Consider the following 21,707-nt stretch of genomic DNA (forward strand, 5'->3'; position numbering starts at 1 on the left):
CCGATTCGACGGCGCACAACGGCACTCCCGACGGCGGCACGAAGACGCCGGGGCCGCTCAAGGCGGCTCCCGGCGTCGTTCGTTTCAGCGGCGTCATTCCCTAGCGGACTCGACGCGCAACGGCGCGCTCAATCAGCGGCGAGGTCCGTCCACGCCGTCCGTTTCGATGCGTTCCTTGCGGACTTCCTCATTGACCGTGACGTCTTCGGTGACCACGTCCTTGTCGAGGCGTACGCGCTCCACCGGAACGGTTTCCTTTTCGACCACTGGGCGCTCTTCGTGGAGGGTCACTTCGTGCTCCTCCTCGCTGATGTCCGGTCCGGACATTGCGGCCCCCGCGTTGGCGTCCGTGATCGGCTCGCGTTCCAGGCGGACTTCCTCGCGCTGCACGGGCACGGTCTTGGTGACATTCTCCGTGGTGACGTACTTGCGAAGCCGGACGCGGCCTGCGGCCTCGCGCTCCGTGCCCACGTTGAGGCGTTCTTCGGACCGGGTCATGGCGTCGTCCGTGGTGGGACCGGAGGTGTCGTGGCCGACGGCGCCCGCAGTCCGCGTGCCCGCGTTCAGGTCGGCGTCGCCCGCGTAGTCAACGTCCCTGTCCGCGTCGGAGCGCGCCTCGGTGTACGTGCGGCTACCCTGCTCGTAGTGGGCGTAGAGGCGGTCCTCTTCGTCCGGTTCCAGATGCCCGTCCGTGTCTACCCGCGGGGCGTCCTTGACATGGTCCTTGGTGTACGGGACCACCAGGTCATCGCCCTCGGCCCGGGCTCCTTCAACCGGAACGAACGACTGGGACGTTCCGAACAGCCCGGTCTTGACGGTGACCCAGGTGGGCTCGCCGGTGTCATCATCGGCATAGAGCTGGCCGATGGTGCCGATCTTCTCGCCGTCGGTACCGATCACGTTTCCGCCCCTGTTGAGCAGGTTTTCGATGTTTTCCCTCGTGAGCATGACTTCTCCTTTGGATGGTGTCTTTGCGCTGGGCTTGGCTTGCGGTAGATCCACCCGTCCGGGGACGGACTTCTTTTGTCCGGCCAGGGTGCCATCCGCCCCATCGTCTTGAGGTTTCCGCTGTAACTGCCCTTATACGATAAGCATGCTTAGCATCGATTGCAAAGCCTACTTAGTATTTTTTCCCTTTCGCGTCCCAGGGCAGCGGAGCCGCACAAAAAAGGCTCGACGAACGGTGCCAGTCGGCGTACGCTGGTGCCCATCGGCGAGGGGGTGGATCGGATGGGGGCGATAGCGCGGACTTTTTGCCGCCCTGCCCTCCGGCCTGTCCTGCTGGCACTCCTGGCTGCACTCGCCTGGCTTGTGTGGGGAGCCGGGACGGCCACGGCTTCCGGACTCCCCGACACCGGGGATCTCGTCAAGCATGCATCGCCCGTTGCTGCAAAACCACTTCCGCTTCCGGCCCCTCCCCCCGCGGTCAGCGCGGGCGACGCCGCAAGGACCGCGGCCACCGCGCTGACGAATACAGCGACCGGCCTCGTCAGCAGCCTGGCAGCCCCGGCCGTTCCGCTGGTCTCCGGCACTGTTGATACCGTTACTGGCCTGGTGCCCGGGCTTCCCGAGTTGCCTCTTGTGCAGGCGCCCCTCCCCCTTCCGTTGCCGGACGTGCTGCCCCTGCCGGAGCAGTTGCCGCCGCTCCTTCCGGAACCGCTGCCCGCCCCTGTGCCGTTGCCCGCGCCACTGCCCGACCTGCTGCCCGTTCCCGGCTCAACGCCGCTGCCCAACCTGCCACCGCTGACGACGCCGGCACCCGGCCAGGTGCCCACGGCGGCACCCAGCCTCCCGGCGTCGGACGGGACCATCCCTGCGATTCCGGGTTCGCTGTCCGCCAGTATCCCCGCTGTCCCCGCCGGACCGGCGGGGACAGCGGTCGGGCCCGGCACCCTGAGGTTCGGCTTCGCGCCTGCCCAGGACCGCGCCGGCTTTGCCTCGCCTCCCGGGGTAACGGCGGGCACTTCAGGCACAGACGGCGGGGCGGAGAATCCTGCCAGGCTGGATCTTCCGGCCGTGGCAAACGGGGCAGGAACGGGCAACACCGCGTCCGCCGGCTTCGAGGGCGCCGCCGAACTGTCCGGGCCCTGGCCTGCCCTCCCCGCAGGAACCTCTGGACCAAACCTGTCCGGCGCCGAGACGCCGCCGGCCAGCCCGTCCTACGACCCCGGGTCCTCACCCGACTGAACAGGTCACCTCTGCCCTCTTCGCGGCAGAACATGACCACCGCGCGCCACCGGCGCCCGGGTACCACGTTCAGTCAGGAGTAACTGTCATGTCCACCAACATCGCTGGGATCAACCGTGCCAAAGTCGTTTCGACCGTGGGCAACTGGCCGGACCCGATGCGCAGCCTCGGCTAAGGCCAAAGGTTGGGTGGGGCGGCGCTGGGGGCCGCCCCACCCACCCAGCCAGCCGGCACGCCTAATGGGGGCGGCACTGCCAGCCACATGCGGCCGGGGCCGGCCGCTGGAACAATGGCCCCATGAGCGCCATCATCCTGGGCTGGGATCCTGCCCGCTGGAACCGCTGGAACTACGCGGCCATTGTTGAACGGGTCGCCGTTGCCGGCCTGCACCTGGAGCCGTGGAGAATTGGCCGGAGCGTCGCCGAAGGCACTGACGCGTGGCTGCTTCTGCTGGGAGACCACAGCCCCGGCCTGATCGGTCATGGCGTTGTCTTCTCCGGACAGCCGGAGCTGGACGTCCCCTTGCAGACGGAGCCCGCAATCACGCCGGCTGGCCCCGAATTCACCGTGCAGGTGGCGTTTGACGCGCTCCTGCCGCTGGGCGACCACGTACCGGCAGGGGTCCTCCGGGAGGCGATGCCCGACGTCGCATGGGCCGGCCCCGAAACCACCGGCCTGGCACTTGAGCCCGGCCACGAGGCGACCATCCGCGCGCTCTGGGCCGACTACGGTCCGCTGCCGCAGTCCGACCCAACCCAACCGGTGCCCGGCACCTACCCCGGTGACGCCGTCGCCCGGATCGCGGTCAACCGGTACGAACGCGACCCCGAGGCGCGGCGGGCCTGCATCGCGCATCGGGGCATCAACTGCGCGGCCTGCGGGTTCTCCTTCGAAATGGCCTACGGCGAGGTTGGCGCCGATTTCATCCACGTGCACCACGTGGTGCCTGCGTCCCAACTTGGCAACGGCTACGTGATGGACCCGCTCACGGACCTGGTTCCGTTGTGCGCCAACTGCCATGCCATGGCCCACCACGGGGTCAGCTCGCCGCGGAGCGAGGCCGAGTTGCGGCGCATCATTGCCAACGCGGGCTACCTCCGTGGAACCACGGTGACCCCTGAACAGCTTGAGGCCCAGCGGGCCGCCCGCGAGATCCTCGGCCAATAGCCACGCTTGCAGTGGCTCCCGGCTGACGGACGGCGCCGCTGATCTGTTAACCCAACCTTTCCCTGCGCTCTACCCCCGCGACCCCGCACCGTCAGCCCGGGCGCCCACCGTGGAGGGGTGAGGATCGCAATTGTCGCTGAATCATTCCTGCCACTGATGAATGGGGTGACCCACTCCATCCTGCGCGTGCTGGAGCATCTGGAGGAGCGGGGCCACGAGGTCCTGGTCATTGCCCCCTCAACGCTGGACACCAGGGACACCGCGGTCCCCGAGGCTGTGCATGGTGCCCTGGTGCACCGGCTTCCCTCGGTCCCGCTGGCCGGCTACACAAACGTGCGCGTGGCGATGGGCGGTGTGTACCGGGTCAAGCGAATCCTTGCCGACTACGCACCGGACGTCGTCCATTTGGCATCACCTTTTGTCCTGGGCTGGCGGGCGGTGCAGGCTGCACACCAGCTCGGCATCCCCACGGTCGCCATCTACCAGACCGAAGTCCCCAGCTACGCCGCCCGGTACGGTGTGCCGTTCCTGGAGAACTGGGCCTGGAACCGGGTGGAGAACATCCACCTGCTGGCCAGCCGGACACTGGTCCCGTCCACCTTCGCCCTGAACCAGCTCCGCGGCCGCGGCATTCCGCGCGTGGACATGTGGCGGCGCGGAGTGGATACGGCCCGGTTTTCGCCCGGAAAGCGCGACGACGGATGGCGGGCTGCCGTCGCGCCCGGCGGGGAGCGGATCATCGGCTATGTGGGCCGCCTGGCGATCGAGAAACAGGTGGAGGACCTCGCCGCACTGGCCGGCGTGCCCAACGCGAAGCTGGTGATCGTGGGTGACGGCCCGCAGCGGTCGGCCCTGGAGGAAGCCTTGCCGGATGCAGTGTTCACCGGTTTCCTGGACGGCGAGGAGCTGGCGCGGACGGTGGCGTCGTTCGACCTTTTTGTCCACCCCGGTGAGTTCGAAACCTTCTGCCAGACCATCCAGGAGGCCATGGCATCGGGCGTTCCCGTGGTGGCCACCGGACGCGGCGGTCCCCTGGACCTGGTGGAAAACTCCCGCACGGGGTGGCTGTACCAGCCCGGTGACCTGGCCGGGCTGCGGGGGCATGTGATGGACCTGATCGGCGACGACGCCAAGCGCCGCGCGTTCGCAGCGGCAGCACATGCCTCGGTCCAGGACCGGACGTGGCCTTCGCTCAGTGCCGAACTCGTGCGGCACTACCGCTCCGTGGTCACCGGCGAACCCTGGGTTGAGGTGGGCCCACGCCCGCCGGGTTCCCTGGCCGAGCCTGCGAGGTCAGGGAACGGGTGGGGACTGTGAGGATCTCGGTCATCGGCTGTGGCTACCTCGGCGCTGTCCACGCCGCTACCCTCGCGTCGATGGGCCACGCGGTGGTGGGCATCGACGTCGATGCCGCCAAAGTGGACCACCTCAGCCGCGGTTTGGCTCCCTTCTTTGAACCTGGCCTGGACGAACTGCTCCGGGACGGGCAGGCCACCGGCCGGCTGACGTTCTCCACGGACTTCGCGGATGCCGCCCGCGCGCAGGTCCATTTCCTGTGTGTCGGTACGCCGCAGTCCAAAACGTCCGACGGCGCCGACCTCACCTTCCTGGTGACCGCCACGAAGGCGCTGCTTCCGCACCTGGCGAGGGGCGCCGTCGTCGTGGGCAAATCCACCGTCCCGGTGGGCACTGTGGACATGCTGCGCGGCATCATGGCGAGGCGGGCCGACGTGCTGCTGGGCTGGAACCCGGAGTTCCTGCGGCAGGGCACGGCGGTCAAGGATTCGCTGGTTCCGGACCGGCTGGTCTACGGCGTGGCAGGAGGGCGGGCCGCCGCCTTCGATCCCGCAACCCGTGCGCCGCGGGGCGTGACGGCCGCCCTGGATGCGGTCTACGAGCCGCTGCTCACTGCGGGCATTCCGCGCCTGGTCTCCAACTTTGCCACCGCGGAGCTGATCAAGTCGGCCGCCAACGCGTACCTGGCCACCAAGGTCAGCTTCATCAACGCGATGTCCGAACTGTGCGATGCCGCCGGCGCCGACGTCACCGAGCTCTCCGAAGCGATGGGGCTGGATCCCCGGATCGGCAGCCGGTACCTTCATGCGGGCTTGGGGTTCGGCGGCGGCTGCCTGCCCAAGGACATCCGCAGCTTCCGCTCACAGGCCGAAGCGCTGAAGGTGGGTTCGGTGGACGAGTGGATGGGTGTGGTGGATGCCGTCAATCTGGGCCAGCGTTCCCGCACCGTGGAGCTGGCCCGTGAACTCTGCGGGAACCTGGCCGGGCGCACTGTCACTGTCCTGGGTGCCGCTTTCAAACCGGATACTGACGACATCCGGGACTCCCCCGCGCTGGACGTTGCGGCCCAGCTCGCCGCGGCCGGCGCCCACGTGACCGTGACGGACCCGAAAGCCATCAACAGCGCCTGGATGCGCTACCCCCAGCTGCGGTTCGAGGTATCCACGCAGCGCGCGCTTGAGGGTGCCGAGCTGGTGCTGCTGCTCACCGAGTGGGAGGAGTACCGGCGCCTGTGCCCGGCTGTTGCCGGCGGGCTGGTCCGCCGGAGGGTGGTGCTGGATGCCCGGAATGTCCTGGACACGGCGGCGTGGCAGGCAGAAGGCTGGGTGGTCCGGGGCCTGGGACGGCAGTCCCTGCCCCACCCCGCCGCAGCCCTGATGTGAAAGTTCCACGCCGGGGTCCCCGGAACCCTCTGATGTAAGAGTTTCACGCCGGGCCCGCCGGAACCCTGCCAGATCGCCGGAAGGGAAGGGCGGGCCCGCACGGTTCCGGCGACCCCGGCGAATGTAATTAGGGTTGCCGGGAACCAATTGTCGCCTTTTTGATATCGGGGAATCCTTGCGGTGTAGTAAGCACACTGATTGAATTGGATGACCGGGGTGAGGCGTCGGCACCACTTATCGAAAAGGAAGTGTGATCATGGGAATTCTTGGATTTCTCATTTTGGGCCTGATAGCTGGAGCAATTGCCAAGGCCATCCTGCCCGGCAGGCAAGGAGGAGGCTGGCTCATCACCCTCGTCCTGGGCGTCGTCGGTGCAATCCTGGGCGGCTGGATCGGCTCCCTGATCTTCGGCGGCGGACTGGCTGAATTCTTCGACCTCCGGACTTGGCTGCTGGCCATCCTGGGCTCCATCATTGTCCTGCTTATCTACGGCATGGTTACCAGGCGCGGCAGCCGCGTCTAACCGCTACCTAACAATGCCAAGGCGTCGTACCCCGAGACGGGGGCGGCGCCTTCGCTGTGTCGGCATATTGTTCCCGGAAAGGCAGGAAAGCGATTCCATCTGCCGCATTGATATCCAGGATCCGCACTTTATGATGTGCGTGGGGGTGGTTACGTCATGGCGGGTTCCGGACGGCACAGCGAAGATTTGTCCGCTGAGGATTTTGGCGATGACGCTGACGCCGCAGGAAGGTCGCAGTCAAAGGGCCTCCCTGTCGTTGCGGGAGCATCCGCAGGCAGCAGTGCCATGTTCGATGCGAGCCCCGATGCCCTCCTGGCGATAGCCGAAGACGGCAGCATCCGGATCGCCAACGCCGCCGCATCCCGGCTGTTCGGCGTGGCGGAGGACAAGCTGGTTGGCAGTGACCACCGGGCATTGCTGTCTGCAGGCTTCCGGAACGAAGTCGCACAGATCTTCCGGCACCTCCAGGGCCCGGAGCCGGTCCAGCCGCGTGAAGTCTTCGGGGTCCACAGCGACGGCACCGAGTTCGCCGCCGAGATGGCCGGCTCGCTCCTTGGATCCCCGGACGGACCCCTGCTGCTGGTGTCCATCCGCAGCACGTCGCACCGGAAGGCAGCGGACGCAGACCTGCGTGAGGCCATGTCACTGCTGACGGCAACCCTTGAATCCACGGCAGACGGCATCCTGGTGATCAGCTCGGACGGCAGCGTAGCGGGCTTCAATGACCAGTTCCTGCAGATGTGGGGCATTCCGCCTGAGCTTTTGGAGGGCGACAGTGGAGAACCCGTTATGCGCCTGATCGTCTCCCAGGTGAAGGATCCGGAGACCTTTACCAGGCGGCTCTCCGAAGTTGAGGACAGCCCCGACTCGGCAAGCCAAGACGTGCTGGAGTTCAAGGACGGCCGGACTTTTGAGCAGTACTCCCGGCCACGGCGCCTCGGCGAAAGGATCGTGGGCCGGGTGTGGAGCTTCCGCGACGTCACCCCTCGCCGGAAGGCCCAGGAGCAGGCACAGCAGGCCATGCAGGACCTCGCCGCACAGGCCGAGCAGCTCCGGGCCCTGGCCTTCCAGGACTCCCTGACCGGGCTGGCCAACCGGGCAGTCTTCAACGACGGCCTGGCAACTTCCCTGCGCGAGCCCCGCCTCAAGACCGTGGATGTCCTGCTGATCGACCTGGACGACTTCAAGGAAGTCAACGACATCCTGGGCCACCAGGCCGGCGACGACATGCTGGTGGAGGTGGCGCGCAGGCTCCGCGGCTGCGTACCCACGGCGGATGTGGTGGCCAGGCTGGGCGGGGACGAGTTCGTGGTGCTGCTGACGGCCTGTCCCGACGCTGACGCCATTGCCGCCTGCATTGTCCGGTGCCTGCACGTGCCTGTAACCATCAGCGGCACGGTGTTCCGCCCCAGCCTGAGCCTGGGGATTGCGTCCGCCGGCTCGGAAGCCATCAGCCCGTCCGAGCTGCTGCGCCAGGCCGACATTGCCATGTACGCGGCCAAGGCGGCGGGCAAGAACCGTTTCCTGCGGTTCCATCCCGAAATGATGGCAGCCCTTGTGCATCGCACGAACATGGAAGCCGGGCTTCGGCTGGCCGTCCCGCGCGGCGAGATCTACGTCGCCTTCCAGCCCATCGTGTCGCCGCGGATGGGGCAAGTGGTGCAATTCGAGGCGCTGGCCAGGTGGGACCGCGGCGGCGAGCGCGTCCCGCCGTCGGTCTTTATCCCCCTGGCGGAGCGCAGCGGACTGATCAGCGAGATCGGGGAAGAAGTGATGGCGCTCGGCCTGGTGCAGCTGGCACCGTGGCTGAATGAAGACCCGTCACGGTCACTCGCGGTGAACGTCTCCGGGATGCAGCTGCAGTATGCCCACTTTGCCGACGGCGTCCTTCGCCTTGCCGAGGCCGCAGGCGTGGGCGCCTACCACCTCGTCCTCGAAGTCACCGAGAGTGTTTTTTTCGACGCCGACCCGAGCCTGATCAGGCAGCTGAGCAGCCTGCGGGAGGCCGGCGTCCGCGTGGCGCTGGATGATTTCGGCACCGGGTACTCCTCGCTGGGCCGGCTGCAGGAGCTCCCCGTGGATGCTGTGAAGATCGACCGGACCTTCGTGTCCATGGTGCGCACCGGTGAGGAGCGGCTTCCCATTCTCAGCTCGATGATCAACATGGCACACAGCCTGGGCCTGACCGTTACCGCCGAGGGCGTGGAGACGGCGCAGCAGGCGGACTACCTGACGGCGCTCGAGTGCGACTCCCTGCAGGGGTACCTCTTCTCGCTTCCGGAATTGGGGAGCCGGCTGGAGCTGGCCGTGCGGCAAGCGGAACAGGCGATCGACGCGCTGGACGGCCGGACGGGCCAGGCCTGAACAGCGGCCACGTGGCCTTAACAGGGCCCGGACGCGAACCCGAGCGAGGAGAATGGTCCCATGGACGTCGTTGTCATCGAAACAAGGCCGCTCGGTGACCGCAGCTACCTGATCCACGACGGGGAGGTGGCGCTGGTCATCGATCCGCAGCGGGACACCGACCGGGTGGAGGCTGCGGCGGCGGAAGCCAACGTCAGGATCACCCACGTTGCCGAAACGCACCTGCACAACGACTACCTGACCGGGGGCCTCATCCTGTCCCGCGCGCACGGCGCAACGTACCTCGTGAACGGAGCGGACGCCGTCGAGTATGAACGCCAGCCAATAGCCGACGGCGGCACGGTCCAGGTGGGACGGCTCACCGTCAGGGCGGTGGCCACGCCCGGCCACACCCACCACCACCTCAGCTACGTCGTGACCGACGGCGGGGAGCAGGCCGTGTTTTCGGGCGGCAGTCTCCTGTACGGATCGGTAGGTCGGACAGATCTGGTCAGTGAGGAGGACACCGAACAGCTGACCCACGCCCAGTACTCGTCGGTCCGCCGGCTGGCAGCAGAAGTAGGGCCGGACGCTGCCCTGTACCCTACGCACGGGTTCGGCTCCTTCTGTTCGTCCGGGCCGGCGTCGGGCGTCCAAGAGTCCACTATCGGCGAGCAGCAGGGCACCAACCACGCCTTCACGGATCCGGACGAGGACCACTTTGTGCAGGACCTCATCGCCAACCTCACCGCCTACCCGTCCTACTACGCACACATGGCCCCGGCCAACCGGAAGGGTCCCGGCCCCGCGGACCTTGCCGTGCCCGAGTCGCTCGATCCGGACGAACTCTCGCGCCGGCTGGCGGACGGCGAGTGGGTGGTGGACCTCCGCCGCCGGGTAGCTTTTGCCAGCAGCCATCTCCAGGGGTCCGTGAGCTTCGAGTACGGCCGCGGCTCCAGCTTCACCGCCTACCTGGGCTGGGTCCTGGCGTGGAACCGGCAACTGACCCTCGTGGGAGCCCGCGACGACGTCGCGAAAGCCATCAGGGACCTGTCCCGCATCGGCATCGACTCCCCCGACGCCGCCCTCGGAACGGAACCGTCGGCGCTCGCGCCCGGCACCGCCGTCGTACACTATCCGCGCGTGGACTGGGCCGGCCTGGAACGGGGGCGCAAAGTCGGGGACGTGGTGCTGGATGTGCGCCGGACGGACGAGTACGACGGCGGCCACATGGCCGGGGCGGTCAACATCCCGCTGCATGAGCTGCTGAAGCGGATGGCCGAGATTCCGGCCGGCACGGTGTGGGTGCACTGTGCCACCGGATACCGTTCCGGGGTGGCGGCCAGCCTGCTGCAGCGCGCGGGACGGGACGTGGTCCACGTGGACGCGAAGTACGGCCCTTCTTGAGCTGTGAGGGATATCATAGGGAAGCGTCTCCGCCCAGGTCTCGGGCGGGCCCAGGTCTCGGGTTTTATGGGTGACGGGCGCACCTATGGGGAGGGATCCGCGTGCCTCAGAAAGGTCTCCTGGAACATCGTCCCGCCACTGGCGGGAGTATGGCCAAACTGGGTTGGCTGATGGTGCCTGGTGCCGTGGTGCTGGGCGTTCTTGGACTGTTTTTTAGTGCCAACAGCGGCACTGCCGTAGCCATCGTGGCGGGGGATTTCGCCATCCTTACGGCTGCCCTGCTGGCCGGTTTCAGCTGTGGCCGCGCTGCCCTGCGCGGCGGCGCGAACGCCCGCGCCTGGACCCTCATGTCGGTGGCGGCCTATGTGTGGGCGGCCGGTATGGCCGTCTGGACGTACTTCGGCCTCGCCAACAACCATGTGTACCCGTTCCCCTCCCTGGCCGATGCATTGTTCCTCGCCTATTCCGTGCCGGCCGCCATCGCCCTCTTCAGCTTTAAGCGGCCCGGCGGCACCACGCGGGTGGGGCTGGTCCGGACTGCCCTGGACGCCGCTGTGATTGCCGGCTCCGTTTTGGTGATCAGCTGGTATACGGCGCTGGGCCCGGCCATAAGTTCCGAGGGCGACTTCCTGACCCGTCTGACCACCATGGGCTACCCCGTGGTGGATGTGGTCATGACGTCCCTGGTACTGGCCCTCGGGATGCGCCGGCAGCCCGGTGAACGGCTGCCGTGGCTGTGTTTTGGCGGCGGCCTGCTGGTCCTGACCATCACTGACAGCATTTACGTCAGGCTGACGTTCGACGGCGTCACGGGAGTCACCGGGTCTCCCCTCGCCCTTGGCTGGATCGGCGCCTTCCTCCTGATTGCGCTGGCACCGCTAGTCCCCTATGCGGAGAAACCCCGGCCGGACCGCAAGGCCTTTGCGCTGGCACTGGAGCTGCTGCCCTACGCACCGATCCTGGTGGCAGTTGTGACGGTGGCATCACCGTACGCCAACGAAATGAGTGCCTTCCTGCTGGTGGTGGCCAGAACGACTGTTGCCCTCATCCTGCTCCGCCAGGTCCTGATCATCATCGAAAACCTCACCCTCACCACCGGGCTGGAGCAGGAGGTGGCTGCCCGGACAGCAGAGCTCGAGGGGCTCGGCGCGATCGTCAATTCCTCCACGGACGCCATCCTGAGCACCACGCCGGAGGGCATCATCACGAGCTGGAACCCGGGAGCGGAGCGGCAGTACGGCTACACGGCCGAGGAGGTAGTCGGCCGCGACGCGCGTTTCCTGCTGCCGCCGGGCAACCCCTACAGCGACGATGAGGTGTTCGAGCAGCTCCGCGGCAGCGGCGAGGCCGTAAGCTTCGAGACCGAGCACCTGCGGAAGGACGGGACGGTGATCCCGGTATCTGTGACCATCTCCCCTATCCGCGAGGCGGGGAAGGTGCGTGGGATCGCAGTCATTGCCAGGGACATCACCCTGCGCCGGGCAGCCGAACAGGAACTGCAGGCTGCCCGGGTGGCGGCCCTGGAATCCAGCAGGCTTAAATCCGAATTCCTGGCCACCATGAGCCATGAGATCCGCACCCCCATGAACGGCGTGGTGGGGCTGACTGCACTGCTGCTCGAGACGCCGCTGGACGAGACACAGAAGCAGTATGCGCAGGGTGTCAAAGGAGCCGGTGAGGCGCTGCTTGCCCTCATCAACGACATCCTGGACTTCTCCAAGCTGGAGGCTGGCAAAGTGGACCTGGACGTCCGGCCGTTCGACCCGCGCGTCCTCGTGGAGGAGGTGGCGGGCCTGCTGACCGAACCTGCGCAGGTCAAGGACCTGGAGCTCATCGCCTACTGCGAACCCGGCGTTCCGGCCAGGTTCCACGGCGATTCGGGCCGGATCCGCCAGATCCTTCTGAACCTCGCCTCGAACGCCGTGAAATTCACGGCCGCCGGCGAGGTGTCCATCCGGGTGAAGGTGGACACGCCGGACGCCAAGTCCGGAGCCACGGCGATGGTCTACTTCGAAGTCCGTGACACCGGCATCGGCATCGATCCCGCCCACCATGCACGGCTGTTCGAGTCGTTTTCACAGGCGGATGCCTCCACCACGCGCCGTTACGGCGGCACTGGCCTGGGCCTGGCCATCTGCCGCCGGCTGACCGAAGCCATGGACGGCGAAATCGGGCTGGACAGCGTCCCGGGAGAGGGCAGTACCTTCTGGTTCCGGATCCCGCTTCCGGTGGCGCCGCCGTCCACCGATCCGCTGCCCGCGGCCGGCTTCCTTGCCGGCCTCAGGGTGCTGGTGGTGGACGACAACGCCACCAACCGCCTGGTGCTGGAGTCCCAGCTGCGTGGCTGGAAGCTGCAGCCGGAGGCAGTTCCGGACGCCGAGGCGGCCCTGGCCCGGGCACGCGCGGCAAAAGCGGCTGGGGAGCCGTTCGACCTCGCCGTGCTGGACCTGTGCATGCCGGACACCGACGGCCTCGAACTGGCCCGCAAAATTAAGGCCGACGCCGGGCTGGCGGACATCGAGCTCATCATGCTCACCTCCAGCATGCAGGTTGACGCGGCGGAGATTGCCGGCTCGGGGGTTCGCGAATGGCTGATGAAACCGGTGCGCAGCTCCGAGTTCTACAACCGCCTGGTGCGCCTGATGTCCACCGGTAAACATGCCGCGCCCGCCGCAGCGGTTGCTCCTTCTTCACTGAAGCCGGCCCCTGCGGAGCCGTCTGCCGCTGGGTTTCCCGCGGATAGGTTGTCCGCGGATGGGTCGTCCGCGGGTGGGTCGTCCCCTTGGGAACTGTCCCGCGGCCGCATCCTGGTGGTGGAGGACAACGGGGTGAACCAGCTCGTGGCCCGCGCTTCCGTGACAAAGCTCGGCTACGCGGTGGACGTGGTGGCGGACGGTGCCCAGGCTGTTGCAGCTACCGCCCGCAGCCAGTACGCCGCTGTCCTCATGGACTGCCACATGCCCGTCATGGACGGTTTTGAGGCCACCCGGGTCATCCGGGGCCGCGACGGCAAGCACAGCCGCCTCCCCATCATCGCCATGACGGCCGGCGCCCTCGACGGCGACCGGGAACGCTGCCTTGCCGCGGGCATGGACGACTACCTCGCCAAACCGGTGGACGCCGCGGAACTGGAAGCTGCGCTCGCCCGCTGGGTTCCCCGCCAGGCGCCCCAGCTGCTGGCCGTCACGGGCGGACGGCCGCCGTCGGTCGATCCGGACCGGCTGGCCGTGCTGCGCGACCTCGGTCCTGAGGACGGCCTGGGCCTGCTGCCGGCTGCCGCGGAGGCGTTCCGGAAAGACGCTCCCCAGCGCCTCGCGGCGCTGCGGGAGTCTGTGCACAACGGCGGCGGGCCCGGCCTGGCCCAGGCCGCGCATGCACTGAAGGGCGCAGCGGCCAACATCGGGGCCACCGCCGTCGCCGCCCTGTGCGGCGAGCTGGAGGAGATGGGGCGCAGCGGTACGCACGACGGCGGCGCGCAACTGGTCAGCCGGCTTGAAGCCGAGCTCGTGCACGTGGACCGTGAACTTGATGCGGCATTGGAGGTGGCGCAGTGAAAGTTCTGGTGGCCGACGACGATCCGGGTTCGCTGCTGGTGGCAAGGGCCGCCGTCGAGCGTTACGGTCATGACTGCCTGGCAGCAGCGGACGGGGACGAGGCCTGGGCCCTGTACCTGGAGCACCAGCCGGACGTTGTGGTCACTGACTGGATGATGCCGGGGATGGACGGACTGGCGCTGTGCCGGGCCATCCGGGCGCGGGCTGCGGACCTGTACACGTACGTTGTGCTGCTGACCTCGCAAGGGTCCCGGGAGGACGTACTCGCGGGGCTGGAGGCCGGCGCGGACGACTACGTCACCAAGCCGCTGGACCCGTTCGTGCTGCACGCGCGGCTGCTGGTGGCGCTGCGGGTCACCACGCTTCACGCCGACCTGGCGCATTACCGGAAGGTGTTGTCGCAGCAGGCAAGGACGGATCCGCTCACCGGACTGCACAACCGGCTGAAGCTGTCCGAGGACCTGGAGCAACTGCACGCCCGGAGCCAGCGCTATGCGGAGGAATACTGCGTAGCCATGTGCGACGTGGACAACTTCAAAAGCTACAACGACATCTACGGGCACCAGGCGGGCGATCTCGCGCTGCGGGCCGTGGCGGCCGCACTCGTGGGCGCGGCACGAAAGAGTGACGGCGTCTACCGGTACGGCGGCGAGGAGTTCCTGCTGGTCCTGCCGAACCAGTCGCGGCTGGGCGCGAAGGCATTTATGCAGCGGGCGCTGGACTGCGTGCGGGACCTGGAAATTGCCCACTCCGGCGACCCCACGCGGCAGTTGACCCTGAGCGCCGGCATTGCTGCCTTCAGGGCGGATCACCAGGCTGACGCTGAAACCCTCCTGGGTGAAGCCGATGCTGCCCTCTATGCTGCCAAGGCGGCCGGCCGGAACCGGGTGGAACTGGCGCTGTAACGCCGCTGTGCCGGGTGGAGTTACGCCCGCCGTGGAAGACTTGCCGCTCTGACAGCCACCGCGCCTGTCGCGGCGTCCGGGTCGCTAACGCTGCGGGCTATCCTTTCCAAGGCTGCAACCTGCCGCCGCGTGAGCTGTTCGGTCTCCGAGCCGACCTCGCCGGTGAGCCATTGGAAAAGCAAAACCGGGGCGAAGCCGAATGCCATTACTACTGCAATGACGATTCCGCCAAGGTCATCAACCGAGACGTCGGCGTTGGCTGCAAGGAAGCGCCGGATAAGTAGGGCGGCTGCACAGACGGCGCCTGCAGCACTAAGTTGCCAGGCCAACGCCATCCCGACCGATGAGCCCAACGCGATGGCAAGTACTAACGTCGGGCCCGCCAACGTTTTTACAGATCGGAATCCGGCTATGGCCAGAACAACAGCAATGCTGGTCAACACAACCCAGGAGATCCCGGAGAAGAATTCTTCCCGCTGAGTCAGCCAGACATGTGCGGCGCCCAGCCCTGTGGCGGGCTCATCGGTAAAGAATGTCCACCACTTGCCAAGTTCCAGGACCGGCGAACCAGTCCCTCCGCTCAATGAGCCCGTAATCGTAGCAATCCCGAGGACGGAGACGGCAAAGCAATAAATGCTGGTGGGCCGCAGCTGAAGGTTTTGACTGATGGCCGCCACTGAACCAGAGATCACGATTTCCCCCTTTTGTGAAAGCGCCGCGGCCCAAGGGCCTAGGCACTGACTGACTTTCCGGGGGAAGCCTATGCAGGGGCACAGACATTACCGTCTGGCTACGCGGCTTTCTTGCGCTGCTTCGTCTGGGCAGGCTTCTTGAGCGGCTGGCTCTTTGCCTGGTGGTTCTTCGCCGCTGCCTGGCTCGGTGCCTGGTGGTTCATGGCCGGTTGCTTGGGTGCAGGATTGCCATGCTGTGCAGGGCGTCCCTGTTCAGGCTTTACGGCTGCAGGTTCGGACTCCAACGCGGCTGCAGGCTCCGCTGCGGGCTCGGACTCCAACGCGGCTGCGGGCTCGGATGCAGGTTCGGACTCCAGCGCGGCTGCAATCTCGGGCTCTTCCGCCAGGGTAACCTCGTCTGGCAACTCTGCTTCGGCCTCGGCGACAGCCTGCGCGTACTGCCGGTTGCGCTGCCACCGGCGGACGATGTTGAGGGCGGCGAGGACCCCTGCGAGCGGGGTCAGCACTGCGGCGGCGTAGACGAACAGCATCCACGTCAGCGTGGCCATGGGCGGCTGGTTGTTGTTCAGCAGCGACAGGCCGCCGAACATGGCAATGGTCCAAAACAGCACCACCGCCAGCAGCACCGTGGCAGCAGGAAAATACTCGTTCTTCACAATCTTCTTCAGGGTTTCCATGCACTTCCTCCTGCCTGGCCGGGGGCTGCGGCGACAGGCCGCATCAACACCAGTATGGGGCTGCCGGGGCGCGGATCCCGGCAACACGCAGGCGGTGGTGACGAACCTAACTCCGGACCGGATTGGGAAAGGATTTCCTTGACCCTAAACTCCGCCCTAAATGCGTGATTTATCGGCGGCGGCGGAATGGCCAAGGCCGGATTCACGCGGGTGGCGGGTGCGCGCCGAGCCAAAAGTTACGCATACCGGTCAGCGTCCTAGGAGGGTGTCACGTCCGCGGGCACTTTCCCTGCCGCAGCTCCCCGGACGCTGACTGAGCCGCTGGAGTGGCAGAACTCGCACCTGATTGAGGGACCGTTGGAAGATTTCGTGGCGGAGCTGAAGCAGCGTGACGGCGGCGAGATCGCTGTATGGCAGCATTTCCGTCACCCGCCAGCTGCTGTTCGCCGGGCTGCTGGACGCGCTGACCCTCATGACCCACCCGGTAGTGGCCGGCAGCGGGCGGGTCGGTGCCTAGAGTGGGGATATGCCTGATTCTTCATCTCTGCTGACAGTTCGCCGTGCCATCGTCTCCGGGCCGGTTCCGAGCAGGTTGGACTCCTCGTTGGGGCGTACCTCCGGCAGACGGAACGTGAGAAGGGAGCGAACTTGTCACTTCCGCCCCTTGAGCAGGAGGAGGAACTCCCTCCGAAATATCAGGCCGAGGTCGATCATCCCGAGTCCGCCTTCGAGAACGCGTCGGTGTACTTGGCCGAGATCCATGACGAAGCCGTCGGTGTTGCAATCGCCAAGGAAGTCGGGGCCGCTACGGAGATCAAGCGGCTCTGGTCCGACCCGCAGGTACGCGGTCGAGGCGTAGGCTCCGCGCTGCTCGATGCCGTCCTGCGGGAAAGCCCTGGCGTGGTGCGCCTCTCGGTATGGGATTGGCGGACCCAGGCGAGGCGGCTGTACGAATCTCGAGGGTTCGTCGCTGTGCCCTCGTGGGATGAACGGCCGGGGCTCGTGTGCATGGAACGCGCCGCCAGTGGCCCTGGGGAGGGTTCGACGGCATGAGCGCCGGGCAAACGCGGCCACCAAGCCCTACCCCCTGTTCCTTTCCAGTGCCTCCCCAATGATCCGGGCGCCTTCCGGGAAGGCGCCCGGATTGGTCCCCGAATAGTTGAGCCGGATGAACGGGCCCGCCGGTTCGGCCGGGAACCACTCATTGCCGCCTGCGATGATGACGCCGGCGGTTTCGCAGTCGCGGGTCAGCCGGTCGAGATCGGTCCCGTCCGGCAGGCGCACCCACAGGTTCAGGCCGCCCTTGGGCACCTGCTCGAGGTGAGCCTGCGGTGCGTGCCGGCGCAGGCTGGTGACCAGCAGGTCGCGCCGGGATTCGAGCTGGTGGCGGAGGCTGCGAAGGTGCGTCTGCCACCCGGGCTGCGTGACGACGTCGAGCGCTGCCGCCTGCAGCAGCCCGCTGACGTACATCGACTCGGCCGCCCGGTCCGCCAGGATTCGTTCCCGGGCAGGGCCGCGGGCAATCACCGCAGCGACGCGGATCGACGGCGACACACTCTTGGTCAGCGAGCGCAGGTAGACAACGTGGCCGGAATCGTCGCGGGAGGCGACGGGCACGGGATTGGAGGTGATGCCGAAGTCGTGCGCCCAGTCGTCCTCCACCAGGAACGCACCCTTCGCGCGTACCACGTCCAGGACCTGTTCGCGCCGCTCGGCTGACCACTGGGCTCCGGTGGGGTTCGCGTAGTTGGGCTGGGCGTAGAAGAGCCGCGCGCCGGTCTCCTCAAAGGCCCGGGCGAGTTCCGCCGTGTCCGGTCCGTCCGGTCCGCTGGGCACCGGGACAACCCGGACGCCCGCCTGGGCGGCAGCCAGGATCGCACCCCAATAGGACGGCGATTCCATCAGCAGCGGCTGCCCGCGGCCCGCGAGCGCGCTGAAAATGGAGCTGAGCCCGCTTTGGCTTCCGGGAAGTACGACGACGTCACTCGGGTTCGGCGGTGTGGTCCCGGCCGGCGTCGAGGCACCGAGTTCGTGGGCGAACCATGACTGCAGTTCCGGCATGCCTGCCGCGGGCGGACGGGACAGCGCTGCATCGCCGCGGGCCGCGCGGGCGAGGGCAGCGCGCACCAGCCGTTCCGGCAGGAGTTCGCGGTCCGGGTAACCGGAGTGGAAGGAGATGGCGTCATTGGGCACGTTGCGCATGGTGCTGGAGGCCGGGGGCAGCGGCGCCAGCGGGGACCGGAGGGCCGCCGTCTGCCAGCCGTAGTCGGATGGGCGCGCGGTCCGGACGGCCCGCACAAAGGTTCCGACTCCGGGCCGGCTCTCGATCAGGCCCTGGGCGGTGAGGGTCTGCAGGGCTTTCTGGACGGTGACGGGACTTGCCTGGTACTCGGCCACGAGCGACCGGGTGGACGGCAGCTTCGCACCGGGCGCGGCCAGGGCGATCCATTTTTTCAGCTGCGCCACAATCCGGGAACTGCTATCGTTGTTCATGAGAGACAATAGTAGCGCTACTCTACTTCGGCGCCCAGTGTTATCGCAGCCCCAGCCCTCCGGCCTCTGGCTGGGCCTCATCGGAGTAGCAGCCTTTTCGTTCACAGTTCCGTTCACCAGGGTCGCGGTCGCGGGCCTGGATCCGCTGTTCATCGGCTCCGGCCGCGCTGTAGTGGCCGCCATCCTCGCAGCCTTCGCCCTGGCACTCACCCGGCAGCGGCTCCCCCGCGGCGTGCAGTGGGCGCGGCTCGCAGTGGTGGCCGCCGGCGTCGTCGTCGGCTTCCCGCTTCTTACGTCCTTCGCGCTCACCACTACTCCGGCCAGCCACGGCGCCGTGGTCATCGCCCTGCTCCCGGCCGCGACGGCGACGGCGGCAGTCCTCCGCGGGCGTGAACGTCCGCCGCTCGCGTTCTGGCTCATCACCGGGGCTGGAGGGGTGGCAGCCATCGCGTTCGCAGCCATGCAGTCCGGCTTCGGACAGCTGCACTGGGCGGACCTGCTGCTCCTCGGTGCCGTGCTGGCTGCGGCCATCGGCTACGCGGAAGGCGGCCTGCTGGCCCGCGAACTCGGCGCCTGGCAGACCGTGTCCTGGGCGCTGGTGCTCGCGTCGCCGCTGATGGTGCTGCTGACGGCGGTGTCCGTGGTGCAGGAGCCGCCCACCGCAACGACGGTCCAGTGGCTGGCGTTCGCCTACCTCGGCGTCGTGAGCATGTTCCTGGGCTTCTTCGCCTGGTACCGCGGCCTGGCCATCGGCCCCATCGCCCAGGTCAGCCAGATCCAGCTCATCCAGCCGGTGCTGACCATCTGCTGGGCAGCCCTCCTGCTCGGCGAGGCCCTCACGTGGGGGACCATCGTGGGCGGCCTGGCCGTCATTTTCTGTGCGGGCGCCGCTGTCCGGGTCCGGCTCAAGCCAGTCCCTGCCCAGCCTGCCACCCACGCCACCAAAACCCTCCAGCCCGCAAAGGACTAGCACCATGTACGTTCCAGCCCACTTCGAAGCCGGCCCCGAGGCCATCCGAAACCTGCTCATCCGCCCCGGCGCAGCCAACCTGGTCACCATGACCTCCCAGGGCCTGCTGGCTACGCTGCTGCCTTTTGTCTACGATCCCGACGCCGGTGAGCACGGCGCGCTCCAGGGGCACCTGGCCCGGAACAACGCGCAGTGGTCCGAGCCTGCCACCGGGGAGTCACTGGTGATCATCCAGGGCGCAGACGCATATGTGTCGCCGTCCTGGTACGCGTCGAAAGCCGAGCACGGGCGCGTGGTGCCCACCTGGAACTACTCCACGGCGCACGTGTACGGCAACCTGGTGATCCACGACGACCCGGCCTGGCTCGCCGGCCAGGTCAGGCGGCTCACCGGCGTCCACGAAGCCGGCTTTGACCACCCGTGGAGCGTGGACGACGCGCCGGAGCGCTACATCTCCGGCCAGCTGCGCGCCATCGTGGGTGTTGAACTGGTCATCACGCGGATTGAGGCGAAGGCCAAACTGAGCCAGAACCGGCCCGACGCCGACATCGACGGCGTGGTGGCCGGGCTCAGCTCCCGTGGGCACTCGGCGAGCGCCGCCGACGTGGAGCGGGCACGGCCGTCCCGCTTTTAGGCGGGCCAGCCGGCGCCACCCATCGGCCGGCGTGCTGCCGGCGGCATCCGCCCTCCCGGCAACAAGGCCGACGGCGGCACTTCCGTGGGTGCCGCCGTCGGACCCTTCACAGACTCCTACGGAGTTGCGGTGGACGTTCCGGACGTTGTGGGTGAGGGGCTCCGCGTGCCGTCCGTTGCGGTGCCGGTAGGCGACGCGGTTGTTGTGGGGCTCAACGTGCCTGTCGGGGAACCGGTGGAGGTGCCCGTCGGGGAAGCGGTGGACGTGCCCGTCGGCGAAGCGGTGGCCGTGCCGCCGTCAGCCTTGGCGAGGACCTCATCCACCAGGTCCTCGAGTTCCTTCTGGTCGTCGTCGCCGAGGTCCGCACCACCCTTGGTGGCGATGACCAGAAGCCTCCCCTCAGCGGCGGAGACCTGCATCAGCATCTCGTTGGTGCCCTGCCCCCGGGTGCTCACCGTGGCGAAGGTTTCCTCTCCGTCCGTCTCGGCCCGCAGTTCCTCGCTGGACACGTCGTAGCGCTCGCCAAGTGCTTCAACGCTGAAGTTGGCGCACTGGTCCATCTTGCCGCTGATCTCCCGGAGAAGTTCGACGGCGTCTGCGCCTTCGCTGCCCGACTGGGCAGACAGGGTACGCGGCTGGGAACTCTCGGAGATGGCAACTGCCACATCCCCGTCGTCGACCTTGTCCAGCAGCCCGGCGGTGGCTATTGACTTGCAGTCCTCAGGATCCACCTTCGCCGTACTCATCAGGAGGTTGGCGATGTTGCCGCCCTGGTCCACCTGGTCCTGTGAATAGAGCTTGAGTTCATTGCCCTCCGCGTCCCGCATGCCGGCGATGAGGCCACGCAATTCGTCTTCGGTGTAGACCTTGTCCTCGGCTGCCGCACTGGTGGTGGCGGTGGCTGTGGGTGACGTTCCCTGTCCGTCCCCTCCCCCGGTACAGGCCGCCAAGGCCAGAACGCTTGCGGCTGCCAGCCCCAACGCTGATGTGCTGCGCATCAAACCACTCCTCAGTAAATAGGAAGCTTGCTTACGAATTTCCAGACTAGAGGATTTTCGACGGTTGCGCAGCCCTTCGTCAGGAGAGTCGCCGCTGCCGGCTCCTCCGGTCACTCCTCCGCGCCCGCAGCCGGGCTCGACCTCGCCTGGCTGGAAGAATAATTCTAAGCATGCTTATGATGTGATCGTGTCCGGATAGGACAGCTGCCAACCAGAGGAGGAAACACCATGGGACTGGGCGACAAGATCGAGAACGCTGCCGAGAAGGCAGGCGGCAAAGGCAAGGAAGCTGCCGGCGAGGCGACGGGCGACGACAGTCTGCGCGCCGAAGGCCAGACCGACCAGGCAAAGGGCGATCTGAAACAGGCCGGCGAGAAGGTTAAGGACGCCTTCAAGAAGGACTGACCGAACAACGGCGAAGGGTGCACCTCTGACAATGGGGTGCACCCTTCGCAGTGTCCGGGTGCAGTTCCGGCTTT

General features: G+C 67.4%; 18 protein-coding genes and 1 pseudogene. 14 read left to right on the top strand and 5 right to left on the bottom strand.

All coding sequences use genetic code 11. The features are described from left to right. Positions 1-132 precede the first annotated feature (132 nt). Positions 133-948 carry a DUF2382 domain-containing protein gene (locus AU175_RS05350; protein ID WP_066286462.1) on the bottom strand — a complete coding sequence of 272 codons (816 nt, stop codon included), beginning with the start codon at positions 946-948 and terminating at the stop codon, positions 133-135. Between the two features lie 282 nt (positions 949-1,230). Here AU175_RS05350 and AU175_RS05355 point away from each other — a divergent pair, with 282 nt between their 5' ends. The 9 genes from AU175_RS05355 to AU175_RS05395 all read left to right on the top strand — a co-directional run bounded on the left by AU175_RS05355 (position 1,231) and on the right by AU175_RS05395 (position 14,764). Then, positions 1,231-2,187 (top strand): hypothetical protein, encoded by a 957-nt coding sequence (locus AU175_RS05355; RefSeq protein ID WP_066286464.1) that lies wholly within the window; start codon positions 1,231-1,233, stop codon positions 2,185-2,187. A gap of 297 nt (positions 2,188-2,484) precedes the next feature. Further along, positions 2,485-3,354: an HNH endonuclease gene (locus AU175_RS05360; protein ID WP_066286466.1), complete on the top strand. Its 870-nt coding sequence runs from the start codon at positions 2,485-2,487 to the stop codon at positions 3,352-3,354. 117 nt (positions 3,355-3,471) lie between these two features. Continuing rightward, positions 3,472-4,671 (top strand): glycosyltransferase family 4 protein, encoded by a 1,200-nt coding sequence (locus AU175_RS05365; RefSeq protein ID WP_066286470.1) that lies wholly within the window; start codon positions 3,472-3,474, stop codon positions 4,669-4,671. Further along, a complete protein-coding gene (locus AU175_RS05370; protein WP_066286471.1) occupies positions 4,668-6,032 on the top strand; it encodes a UDP-glucose dehydrogenase family protein in 1,365 nt (454 codons plus the stop codon). The genes AU175_RS05365 and AU175_RS05370 overlap by 4 nt, the downstream gene beginning before the upstream one ends. A gap of 256 nt (positions 6,033-6,288) precedes the next feature. Further along, complete coding sequence (locus AU175_RS05375; RefSeq protein WP_066286472.1) at positions 6,289-6,555, top strand: GlsB/YeaQ/YmgE family stress response membrane protein; 267 nt, start codon at positions 6,289-6,291, stop codon at positions 6,553-6,555. Positions 6,556-6,840: 285 nt separating this feature from the next. Next, positions 6,841-8,919 (top strand): putative bifunctional diguanylate cyclase/phosphodiesterase, encoded by a 2,079-nt coding sequence (locus tag AU175_RS05380; RefSeq protein WP_066290592.1) that lies wholly within the window; start codon positions 6,841-6,843, stop codon positions 8,917-8,919. A gap of 60 nt (positions 8,920-8,979) precedes the next feature. Then, positions 8,980-10,305 carry an MBL fold metallo-hydrolase gene (locus AU175_RS05385; RefSeq protein ID WP_066286474.1) on the top strand — a complete coding sequence of 442 codons (1,326 nt, stop codon included), beginning with the start codon at positions 8,980-8,982 and terminating at the stop codon, positions 10,303-10,305. A 149-nt stretch (positions 10,306-10,454) separates the two neighbouring features. Further along, positions 10,455-13,859: a response regulator gene (locus AU175_RS05390; RefSeq protein WP_066286478.1), complete on the top strand. Its 3,405-nt coding sequence runs from the start codon at positions 10,455-10,457 to the stop codon at positions 13,857-13,859. Next, on the top strand, positions 13,856-14,764 hold the full coding sequence (locus AU175_RS05395; protein ID WP_066286479.1) for a GGDEF domain-containing response regulator: 909 nt from the start codon (positions 13,856-13,858) through the stop codon (positions 14,762-14,764). The genes AU175_RS05390 and AU175_RS05395 overlap by 4 nt, the downstream gene beginning before the upstream one ends. 20 nt (positions 14,765-14,784) lie before the next feature. On the opposite strand, the gene AU175_RS05400 is transcribed toward AU175_RS05395, so the two are convergent. Both AU175_RS05400 and AU175_RS21195 read right to left on the bottom strand, forming a co-directional pair. Continuing rightward, entirely contained in the window at positions 14,785-15,456 is a 672-nt protein-coding gene (locus AU175_RS05400; RefSeq protein ID WP_066286481.1) for a hypothetical protein, read from the bottom strand. A gap of 98 nt (positions 15,457-15,554) precedes the next feature. Beyond that, the gene (locus tag AU175_RS21195; RefSeq protein ID WP_082979017.1) at positions 15,555-16,133 is read right to left on the bottom strand and encodes a hypothetical protein; all 579 of its coding nucleotides are present in this window, start codon (positions 16,131-16,133) and stop codon (positions 15,555-15,557) included. Positions 16,134-16,430: 297 nt separating this feature from the next. Between AU175_RS21195 and AU175_RS21200 the strand changes: the two are divergent. Together AU175_RS21200 and AU175_RS05410 are read left to right on the top strand one after the other, a co-directional pair. Beyond that, positions 16,431-16,638: pseudogene (locus AU175_RS21200) on the top strand (dihydrofolate reductase family protein); the annotation flags it as partial. A gap of 143 nt (positions 16,639-16,781) precedes the next feature. Continuing rightward, the gene (locus AU175_RS05410) at positions 16,782-17,186 is read left to right on the top strand and encodes a GNAT family N-acetyltransferase (RefSeq protein ID WP_197497040.1); all 405 of its coding nucleotides are present in this window, start codon (positions 16,782-16,784) and stop codon (positions 17,184-17,186) included. Between the two features lie 27 nt (positions 17,187-17,213). Here AU175_RS05410 and AU175_RS05415 read toward each other — a convergent pair whose 3' ends face one another. Continuing rightward, complete coding sequence (locus AU175_RS05415; RefSeq protein WP_066286484.1) at positions 17,214-18,626, bottom strand: aminotransferase-like domain-containing protein; 1,413 nt, start codon at positions 18,624-18,626, stop codon at positions 17,214-17,216. Between AU175_RS05415 and AU175_RS05420 the strand changes: the two genes are divergently transcribed. Further along, positions 18,625-19,596 (top strand): DMT family transporter, encoded by a 972-nt coding sequence (locus AU175_RS05420; protein WP_066286485.1) that lies wholly within the window; start codon positions 18,625-18,627, stop codon positions 19,594-19,596. The two genes, AU175_RS05415 and AU175_RS05420, sit on opposite strands and share 2 nt — an antisense overlap. Before the next feature lie 4 nt (positions 19,597-19,600). Next, positions 19,601-20,230 carry an FMN-binding negative transcriptional regulator gene (locus AU175_RS05425; protein ID WP_066286486.1) on the top strand — a complete coding sequence of 210 codons (630 nt, stop codon included), beginning with the start codon at positions 19,601-19,603 and terminating at the stop codon, positions 20,228-20,230. A gap of 116 nt (positions 20,231-20,346) precedes the next feature. Here AU175_RS05425 and AU175_RS05430 read toward each other — a convergent pair whose 3' ends face one another. Continuing rightward, positions 20,347-21,228 (bottom strand): hypothetical protein, encoded by an 882-nt coding sequence (locus AU175_RS05430; RefSeq protein ID WP_066286488.1) that lies wholly within the window; start codon positions 21,226-21,228, stop codon positions 20,347-20,349. A 228-nt stretch (positions 21,229-21,456) separates the two neighbouring features. On the opposite strand from AU175_RS05430, the gene AU175_RS05435 reads away from it, so the two are divergent. Beyond that, a complete protein-coding gene (locus AU175_RS05435; RefSeq protein ID WP_066286490.1) occupies positions 21,457-21,633 on the top strand; it encodes a CsbD family protein in 177 nt (58 codons plus the stop codon). Positions 21,634-21,707 lie beyond the last annotated feature (74 nt).

The organism is Arthrobacter sp. B6 (assembly GCF_001663775.1).
Lineage (GTDB): Bacteria > Actinomycetota > Actinomycetes > Actinomycetales > Micrococcaceae > Arthrobacter.